Below are 10,107 nucleotides of genomic sequence, written 5' to 3' on the forward strand. Positions count from 1 at the left end.
ATGCTGGAAAAAGAAAAGCCGTATATACTTGAAAATATCAAACAGACGCGTCGGGCGTATGAATTGGATCAGATCGAAGAACGCGATTTTAATTACGCTCTCAATCTGACATCGGGTGATATTGCAGCGAACGATCTGACGATCAAAAATGTGACGTTGTGGGATTATCGTCCGCTACGAGATGCATATTCGCAGCTTCAGGAAATCCGTCCGTATTACAATTTTTCTGATATTGACGTTGACCGCTATCGCATTAATAATGAATACCGCCAGGTCATGCTGGCTGCGCGTGAACTTAATTTGGCAAAGACCGGCGGCACTGATAACTGGATCAACAAAACATTTATCTATACGCATGGTCACGGAATTGTGATGAGCCCGGTGAACGTTGTCACGCAGGAAGGACAGCCGGAATTTTTCATTAAAAACATTCCTCCGGATGTTCATGCCGATATTAAATTAGATAGGCCGGAAATTTATTTCGGTGAACAGCAAAGCGTTGACGATTATGTGATTGTGAAAACGTCTAAAGAAGAATTTGATTATCCTTTGGGCGAAGCCAATCAATGGACGTTTTACAAAGAAGATGCAGGGGTTGAGATAGGATCGTTCGTCCGAAAAGCGTTGTTTGCTATCCGATTTAACAAATTCAATATCCTGTTGAACGATTACATTCAATCGCAGAGCAAGGTAATTTACTATCGCAATATCCGCGATCGTGTTTCAAAAATCGCTCCGTACATCCGTTATGACCACGATCCATACATGGTTGTAGCCGATGGCCGCCTTTATTGGATTTTTGACGGTTTCACCAAGACTGACAAATATCCTTATGCGACGATGTCGTATGAATCGGCACGCGATAATTTCGGCTATCGCGATCAATTCAATTATATCAGGAATTCCGTAAAAGTGATCATCGATGCGTACAGCGGCCAAACGACGTTTTACAGTTTTAATCCGGAATCGGATCCGTTGATCCGCGTTTACAGTAAAATATTTCCGGGCGTATTCAAACCGATTGCAGAGATGCCGGATAATTTAAAAAATCATTTACGTTACCCTCAGGACTTGTTCGACATTCAATCCCGGCATTATGAAACGTATCATATTGATGACGTGAACGTATTTTTCAATAAAGAAGATATCTGGCATATTCCTTTTGAAATTTACGGCAATGATGAACGGTTGATGGAAAGCTATTATACCATTATGCGTTTGCCCGGTGAAAAAAAGGAAGAATTTATTCTGATGATTCCCTATACGCCGCGCGACAAAACCAACATGATTGCATGGATGTGCGTTCGTAACGACGGTGAGAGTTACGGAAAACGAATCGTATATCGATTTCCTAAAACCGAGCTGGTATACGGTCCGATGCAAGTTGAAGCGCGTATCGCACAAACACCGGATATTTCAGAAAAGCTAACATTGTGGAACCAACAAGGATCGAATGTAACGCGCGGGAATCTGTTGGTCATCCCTGTCAATAACTCTGTTATCTATATTGAACCGCTGTATCTTCAATCCCAACAGAGCAAGTTACCTGAATTAAAGAAAGTCATCGTGGCGTACAGTAATTATATTTATATGGAGGACAATCTCGAAACCGGGCTTAATAAAATTTTCGGCGGCTTAAGCGACTTAAAGATCGGGATGATTGAAACGATCGCTGAGCAGAAAACAATTGAAGGAAAAAATGTTTCGGGTGATGTTTTGAAAGTGATCAAGTCGCTCTCTCGTTCAGCGATGGATAATTATAATAACGCTCAGGACGCGTTGAAAAAAGGCAATTGGGCAAAATACGGCGAAGAGCTCGAAAAGCTGCGTAAGGATCTTGAACGTTTAGTAAAAGAAAGCGGTGGAATATAGATATCAAAATTCGGGCACGATGAAAAATTTACTAACTAAAACATTTACTGCCGACCAAGTTCTTTTCGGGGATCTCGCCGATGCTGCGATTCTGAATCGTATATTAACGGCTGCGCTCGAAAGTGGCGGTGATTATGCCGATGCGTATATCGAACGCCGAACGACGACTTATATTACGATGGCGCAGGGACGTATCAATGTTGTTCGCAAAGGCATTCGGCAAGGAATCGGTATCCGCGTCATTTGCGGGGAGCAAACCGGCTATGCTTACAGCGATGACTTTGATTTGAAAAAAATCGAAATCGCCGCCAAGATCGCCGCTCGTATTGCCGCTCGCCCGAAAGTCTATCCCTTAGTGCAGCTTCGGCCCCAAGCCTTGCAGAAACATTTTCATCTCGCCATCGATCCGGAAAAGCCGGAAATAAAAAAGAAACTGGGATGGGTGCAGTCGGCTGATGGATCGGCTCGTTCTGTGGATATGAGAATTGAAGAGGTTAATTGCACCTATGCTGAAGAGTTCAAGGAACTGATCATCGCTAATTCTGACGGAGCTTTGCTGCGTGATGAACAGAATCTTTTTAGTTTTCACGTTTTATCGTTGGCGACTGACGGGTCGCAACGTACGACAGGGTATGCGACGGGCGGCGGTCGTTACGGAATGGATTTTTTTAAACGCCGTTCTCCAGCGATGATCGGCCGCGAGGCGTCCGAGCAAGCTATTCGGAAATTAACGGCAATGGATGCTCCGGCCGGATTGCATACCGTCGTGATTCACCGCGGCTGGGGAGGTGTGCTCATACATGAAGCTGTTGGGCATGGCTTGGAAGGTGATTTCAATCGTCGCGGAACGTCCATTTATTCCGGCCGTATCGGTCAGAAAGTTGCTTCTGAACTCGTGACCATCATTGACGATGGAACGATACCTTTTTACCGCGGATCGATGAATGTCGATGATGAAGGTACGCCGACGAAGCGGAACGTGTTGATCGAAAAAGGCGTGCTCAAAGGGTACATGACGGATCGACTTAATGCGCGGCTGATGAAGACGGATTCTTCCGGTAATGGGCGCCGTGAGGATTTTACGCAAATTCCCATGCCGCGTATGACGAATACGTTTATCGATCGGGGCGATCACGATCCGGAAGAAATGATCCGATCCGTAAAAAAAGGCATTTTTGCGAAATCGTTGGGAGGCGGACAAGTCGACATTACCAACGGAAATTTTGTTTTTGAAATTCAGGAAGGTTATTTGATTGAAGAAGGAAAAATTACAGCGCCGATACGATCAGCGAATCTTATCGGGAATGGCCCGGACATTATGAACAAAGTTATTGCCGTCGGCCATGATCTGGAAATAGAGACCGGAACGGGAACCTGCGGCAAGGACGGACAACATATACCTGTCGGTGTCGGACAGCCTACGATTACAATTTGTGAAATGACGGTTGGAGGAACAGTTCAGTAAATTTATTTTATTTTTTTAAATAAGGAGATTGTTTGGAACAAAAAAAAGCACATCCATTGAGCAGTTGGCACATTGTATTTCCCAATGACGCCAATCCGCATGGCACGATGTTCGGAGGCAAAGTCATGGCGATCATGGATATACAGGCCGGTATCGTAGCGTCGCAATATTGCCGCAAAATTGTCGTGACCGCATCAACGGAAGCCGTCGATTTTAAAAACCCGGTGAAAGTAGGCGACCGGATCGAGACTATTTCACGCGTGGTGTACGTCGGTCGCACTTCGTTAGTCGTCAAAATCGACGCTTATGCGGAAAATCCTTTGTCCGGAAAACGTAAACATTGTACGACGGCCTATTTCAACATGGTTGCCCTGGATGAAGACGGCGTTCCAACTTCCATTCCGCCATTGATCGTTGAAACCGAAGATGAAAAACGTGAATTTCGCATTGCGGAACATATCAAACAAGATGCGCTTGAACGAAAGAAAAAAATCAGAGAAGAAGGCGGAGAATAAAACTGCTTTTAAGATAATAAAGCGACGCGTGTGATGAGCATGCGCCGCTTTTTTTATTTACTGATGGGCAAAAATTGATTGGAATTTCTAAGCTAAATTATTTAGTTTCATGCCCGAATTGTGATTTAACATGGTTTGGCATGGACGCTTCTAAGTTCACCGAAGAAATACACATTATCAAGCGGATTGCAATCGTCGTCGTGATTTTTTTTATCATGACGCTTCTGCATTACTCCACGTTGATCAATGAGTCTGATCCGGCAGTGTTTTCGATCACTTTGCTTGGATTCATGCTTATTTTATCGTATAACCTCGGCAAAATCCTCTCTCGCCTTAAACTTCCCAAACTTACTATATATATTTTGACCGGTATCTTGTGCGGGCCTTTTGTTACAGGTTTTGTCAGCCAAGAGGTTGTGGCCAATCTGAAATTTGTTGACAATCTTGCGCTCAGTATGATCGCATTTATTGCCGGTGGAGAAATGCGGTTTGGCGAACTCAAAAAAATGCGCAAGCTTCTGATCGGGATCAGTTTTTATGAAACCATGTACGTTTTATTTTCTATCACTATCGCATTTTTTCTGTTGCATCCTTTTATCAGTTTTACAGCAGGTCAATCGTGGCTATTTGTTGGAATTGTCTCGTTATTGATGGGATCAATGTTAATTGCCAATTCACCGGCGGTGACGATTGGTATTATCGGTGAATATCGTAGCAAAGGGCATTTGACCGATACTGTGTTAGGTACTGTCGTACTCAAAGATATCATAGTCATCGTTGTATTTGCCATTATTGCTTCTTTTGCTTCTACGCAATTATTGCCTGACGCCACTTTCGATCTGGTTCCATTTGTATCAAAATTAGGATACGAGATATTAGGATCAATCGGGCTGGGTATTGCAATCGGACTATTAGTATGGCTTTATATGCGATTTATTATGGAACAGACTGTATTATTCATCGTCGGAATTGCTTTTGCCAGTTTTGAACTGGCACATTATTTTCACCTTGAAGTCCTGCTGGTTGGAGTTACAGCCGGATTTTATGTGCAAAATTTTACCAGACAGGGACAAAAATTAATCGCCAATATCGAAGAAAGCCTTCCGGTTATTTATCCGATTTTTTTCTCTATAGCCGGCGCAAAACTAGACCTGATGGCGCTCCAGTCGATGTGGTTTATAGCGTTGGTTTTAGTGGCCGTGCGTATGGTGGGAATCTACATGGGCGTTAAGGCCGGGTCGCGCTCAGACGGAGCCACTAAAGAAATCAGGCAATATGCGTGGATGGGATTGGTATCGCAGGCGGGTGTTGCGTTAGGTTTGGCCGTTGTCGTTGAACGAACCTATCCGGAATGGGGCGGCGTTTTACAAACCATCGTTATTTCAGTGATTGGAATTAATCAATTAATCGGTCCTGTTTTACTCAAATACGCACTCGAAAAAGCGGGCGATTTGCAATCCAGTTCCAAAATGGCAGAAACACTGATTCGACTAAAAATTGGCGAAGATGCTGAACAAGAAACCGGCAGCGTCGCTCCTTCGATGGAGAGCCGTAATGGGTAGATACGTTATTACCATAGCCAAGGAATATTTAAAATTCAGTTCGGCGCATTTTACTATTTTCGACGATAATTCGGTAGAATTGCTGCACGGGCATAATTATTATGTAACATTACAAGTGTTTTGCCGCGATACGGATAATGGCATTATCATCGAATTCAAACAATTAAAAAAAATTGCTCAAACGGTGTGCGATCAACTTGATGAAAAAATACTGCTCCCCGCCGAATCGCCTTTTTTGAAAGTTGCAAAAGACGGGGATGCTTTTGACGTGACATTTCACGGAACAGGTTTTTCAAAGCATTATCGATTTCCTTGCGAAGATATCGAACTGTTACCGGTCAGCAATATTACTTCAGAATTGCTTGCTAAATATTTGAACGGGGAGATTATTAAAAAATTGGAATCACTCTGGAAAAGTTTGCATCACGGAAATGAAATTTTCGAGTCTGTCAATTCCGTTGGTGTGACTGTCGAAGAAACGCGGGGTCAATCGGTGACGTACATCTGGGATTTTTGATATGACATCAGAGAATCCAAAGAACGCAGAACTTTTTTTAAACTTTAAATTTATTATATAACTAACTCAAGTGTTTATGAACAAAAGCAGTAAAAAGGAAACAAAAGACACGCTTGATCTGACGGAAGACGATTATCTGAAAATGTACCGTTTTATGCGTCTGACGCGGCAATTCGATCAGGGTATCATCAGGCTTTATCGTCAGAATAAAATGCTTGGCGGCGCTTATTCCGGTTGGGGCAACGAAGCGACGGCTGTGGGTAGTGCTTACGCGATGTTACCACAGGATTATTTATATCCGATGCACCGCGATATCGGCGCACATTTTACACGCGGCCAATCGGCGCGTGCTTTGATGTTGAATCATTTGGCCAAGGGCGAAAGCCCAACGAAAGGGCGTGACGGTACCGGACATTATTATGATAAATCACTGCGAATAATCGGTAATATCAGTCACCTGGCGGCTATGATTCCACAGGCTGTAGGAACGGCGCTTGCTGCGGTTAAGAAAAAAGAAAACGCGATCGTGCTCAATTATATCGGTGACGGCGGAATGAATGTCGGCGAATTTCACGAAGGTCTGAACATGGCGGCTGTTTGGAAGTTGCCGTTTATCCTGATCATTGAAAATAATCAGTACGCCTATTCGACGCCGACGCATTTGCAATATGCATGCGAAAGCCCCGTTGATCGTGCGGCCGGTTACGGAATTCCCGGCGTAAAAATCGATGGCACGGATATTCTTGAAGTATACCGTACCTGTAAAAAAGCGTTTGACCGGGCGCGTGCCGGTGAAGGTCCGACGCTGATCGAATCGGTCACCATGCGGATGCGTGGCCATGCGGAACACGATGCCCATGAATATTATCCCAAAGGCCTTTTAGACAAATGGGAGAAAAAAGATCCGATCAGGCAATTTGAAACGTTCCTGCTCAACGAAAAGATGTTGTCCGATAAAAAAATAAAAGAAATAGAAAACTCGGTGAGTTCTGAAATCGATGAAGCCATCGAGTACGCGGATAAAGCTCCGTACCCCAACGGCGCCGACGCAGAGTTAGGCGTGTACGCCGATTAATTTCAATTCACAAGGAGCGGTTTATGAAATCCAAAACTAAAACACGGCTTACCATCGCAGCGCTGGTGACATTCTCGGTTATGCTGTTTTTGATGTCGACCGATCGCGTAGCTAAGAAAAACATTTTTCCGTATGAAATGCAGCAATTCGAACTCGACAACGGGCTTAAAGTCGTTGCGGTTCCGTATGACAGCCCAGGGATTTTAGCGTACTACACGATTGTTCGTACAGGATCCCGCAATGAAGTCGAGCCGGGCAAGTCCGGATTTGCTCATTTCTTCGAACATGTAATGTTTAGGGGAACGGAAAAATATCCTGCGGATGTCTACAATAAAGAAATGCAATTACTCGGCGCCGATTTCAATGCCTCAACCGACGACGACTGGACACGTTATTACCAGGTATTGCCGTCGTCCGGCCTTGAAAAAATTATTGATATCGAGTCCAACCGCTTTCAAAACCTTAAATACACCGAACAAGCTTTCAAAACGGAAGCCGGCGCCATTCTTGGTGAATACAGTAAAAGCATATCCAATCCTTTTTTGGCGATGTTCGAACGCATTCAGGAGCTTGCTTTTACAAAACACACCTACGGTCACACTACCATCGGATATCTGCAGGATATCAAAGACATGCCGAATCAGTATGCTTACAGCCTCGAATTTTACGACCGCTGGTATCGCCCTGAAAATTGTACGGTGCTTGTTGTCGGGGATTTTAATTACGAACAATTGCAAAAATTGATCACGCAGTATTATTCCGGATGGAAACGCCGTGATTATAAGCAGGATATTCCTGTCGAACCGGAACAAACTTCGGAGCGGCGTTCCCAGATCAAATGGAAAAGTCCGACCTTTCCGATTCTCATGACCGGTTATAAAACAGGCGGCTTCTCGGTTCAAGCCAAAGACTACGCTGCGCTGGATATTCTCGGCTCATACGTTTTCGGCGAAACGTCGGCGTTGTATAAAGAATTAGTGCTGGATAAACAATGGGTGGAATTTATCAACTTCATCAATATGGATCGCCGCGATCCGAATTTATTTTTTGTTTACTCGCGAATCAAAGACGAAAAGAATATGACAAGCGTGGAGCAGTCCATTGATGCGGCATTGGAAAAAGCAAAAAACGAAGTGATGTCCGAGGATCAATTGAAAGCAATCAAATCTCGATTGAAATATTCGTTTGCGATGGGCTTGGATAATCCCGATAGAGTTGCATCGACTTTAGGCAATTACATTAATTTAACCGGCGATCCCAATGCGGTCAACGAATTGTATGCACGGTACGACGAAATAACGGTACAGGATATTCAGGCTGTTGCCAAACAATATTTTGATGCGAAACGCCGGACGGTTGTTACGCTGACTTATCAAGCCAAGTAAACAAAATTTTAAGGATCGAAACTATGAAAGCGATCAATCTATTCATCACTCTTTTAATATTGGCCGTTCTATCATGCGGGCAGAAGGACAGTCCAAAATTTATAACTGAAAAAAATCAATCGAACATTATCACGTTCCGGATTCAATTCAAAATCGGTTCCATTCATGATCCCGTGGGAAAAGAAGGACTTAATTCCCTTACAGCCTTAACGCTCAGCGAGGGCGGTTCGAAGCAGCGCTCTTACGAAGACATCAAAAAGGCTTTGTATCCGATGGCGGCAACTTTTACTTCCAATCCGGATAAGGAAGTCACTACATTTGAAGCGAATTGCCATGTCGACAGCCTTGACAGTTTTTATGCGATCATGATGTCGCTTTTGACATCGCCACGCTTTGACTCATCGGATTTTCAACGCAATAGAGAATTAATGGTTAATCAGATCAAAAATACTTTACGCAATAACGATGATGAAAATCTTGGCAAAAAAACATTGGAAACTGAATTATATCGCAACCATCCCTACGGACATATCGACGAAGGCACGGTTAAAGGCCTTGAAAGCATAACGTTAGACGATGTCCGTAATTATTATGCGCAGCACTATGGACGGAATAACGTTGTCATTGGTCTTGCGGGTAATTATCCCGATCAGATCAGGAAAAAATTATCGGATGATTTTGCAAAAATGCCCGTTGTCACGGCCGAAATAAAGCCGTTACCGCAGCCGGAAAAAATTCAAGATCTCGAAGTAACGATCGTACAAAAAGAAGCTTTTGCAACGGCGATTTCGATGGGATTTCCGATAGAAGTCAATCGTTCCAATCCTGATTTTTATCCGCTTTTATTGGTTAATGCGTACTTAGGCGAACATCGCAATTCCAGCGGTATTTTATATCAACGCATTCGGGAAAAACGCGGTATGAATTACGGTGATTATTCGTACGTCGAAAATTTTATCCAGGAACCCGGTACGCGATTGGTCAGCCCGAATATTCCGCGACGCCAGCAATTTTTCTCGATCTGGATTCGCCCGGTCGTTCATCATAACGCGTTATTTGCTATGCGTTGCGCATTGTATGAATTAAATAAATTAGTCGACAAAGAATTGACGCAGGAACAATTAGACGTCGCGAAGACGTTTATTATTAACTATTCTAAATTGTTCATTCAGACGCAAAGTCGCCGCCTCGGTTTTGAATTGGATTCCGATTGGTACGGAACGGAGTTTTATATCGACAAAATTGAAAAAGAGTTGAAAAAAGTCACTCTGGATCAGGTGAATGCCGCGATTAAAAAACATCTGCAGGGCAAAAATCTTAAAATCGCCATCATTACTAATGATGCTGAAGGAGTGAAAAACATCTTGTTGAATAATACTCCAACTTCCATTACGTATCCGAGCGCTAAACCGGAACAAAATATTCTCGATGAAGACAAAATTGTCGAAGCATATCCGCTTAATATTAATAAAGAAAAATTAAAAATCGTCAAAACCGACGAATTGTTTTAATGAATTTTTTCGTCCATAAATTAAATGGAACCATTTAAGAATCGAAATGCCAACAAAGAAAAAAATCATAAAAAAAACTGCAAAACGGAAATCGGATACAACCAGATCAGTTCCGGCAACCGTTCACAATCGCGATAAAAAAACGTTTCTGACTGCGGCTGACCTTGATCTGAAACGCTTCGAGCCGACGGGCGATCAGAAAAAA

At 43.3% G+C, this 10,107-nt stretch carries 8 protein-coding genes; all 8 read left to right on the plus strand.

All coding sequences use genetic code 11. The features are described from left to right. The coding region (locus tag K1X84_15770; protein ID MBX7153085.1) for a UPF0182 family protein at nt 1-1,872 on the plus strand (1,872 nt) is incomplete at its 5' end. Nucleotides 1,873-1,891: 19 nt separating this feature from the next. Continuing rightward, complete coding sequence (gene tldD / locus K1X84_15775) at nt 1,892-3,337, plus strand: metalloprotease TldD (protein MBX7153086.1); 1,446 nt, start codon at nt 1,892-1,894, stop codon at nt 3,335-3,337. A 107-nt stretch (nt 3,338-3,444) separates the two neighbouring features. Further along, nucleotides 3,445-3,852 (plus strand): acyl-CoA thioesterase, encoded by a 408-nt coding sequence (locus K1X84_15780; protein ID MBX7153087.1) that lies wholly within the window; start codon nt 3,445-3,447, stop codon nt 3,850-3,852. A 140-nt stretch (nt 3,853-3,992) separates the two neighbouring features. Beyond that, complete coding sequence (locus K1X84_15785; protein MBX7153088.1) at nt 3,993-5,414, plus strand: cation:proton antiporter; 1,422 nt, start codon at nt 3,993-3,995, stop codon at nt 5,412-5,414. Further along, nucleotides 5,407-5,931 carry a 6-carboxytetrahydropterin synthase gene (locus K1X84_15790; protein MBX7153089.1) on the plus strand — a complete coding sequence of 175 codons (525 nt, stop codon included), beginning with the start codon at nt 5,407-5,409 and terminating at the stop codon, nt 5,929-5,931. The genes K1X84_15785 and K1X84_15790 overlap by 8 nt, the downstream gene beginning before the upstream one ends. Nucleotides 5,932-6,007: 76 nt before the next feature. Then, complete coding sequence (locus tag K1X84_15795; GenBank protein ID MBX7153090.1) at nt 6,008-7,006, plus strand: thiamine pyrophosphate-dependent dehydrogenase E1 component subunit alpha; 999 nt, start codon at nt 6,008-6,010, stop codon at nt 7,004-7,006. A gap of 23 nt (nt 7,007-7,029) precedes the next feature. Next, nucleotides 7,030-8,391, plus strand: a complete 1,362-nt coding sequence (locus K1X84_15800; GenBank protein ID MBX7153091.1) for an insulinase family protein — start codon at nt 7,030-7,032, stop codon at nt 8,389-8,391. 23 nt (nt 8,392-8,414) lie between these two features. Next, complete coding sequence (locus tag K1X84_15805) at nt 8,415-9,902, plus strand: insulinase family protein (protein ID MBX7153092.1); 1,488 nt, start codon at nt 8,415-8,417, stop codon at nt 9,900-9,902. Nucleotides 9,903-10,107: the final 205 nt, after the last annotated feature.

It is taken from the genome of bacterium, from assembly GCA_019695335.1.
In the GTDB taxonomy this organism is placed as follows: Bacteria; CLD3; CLD3; order SB21; family SB21; genus JABWBZ01.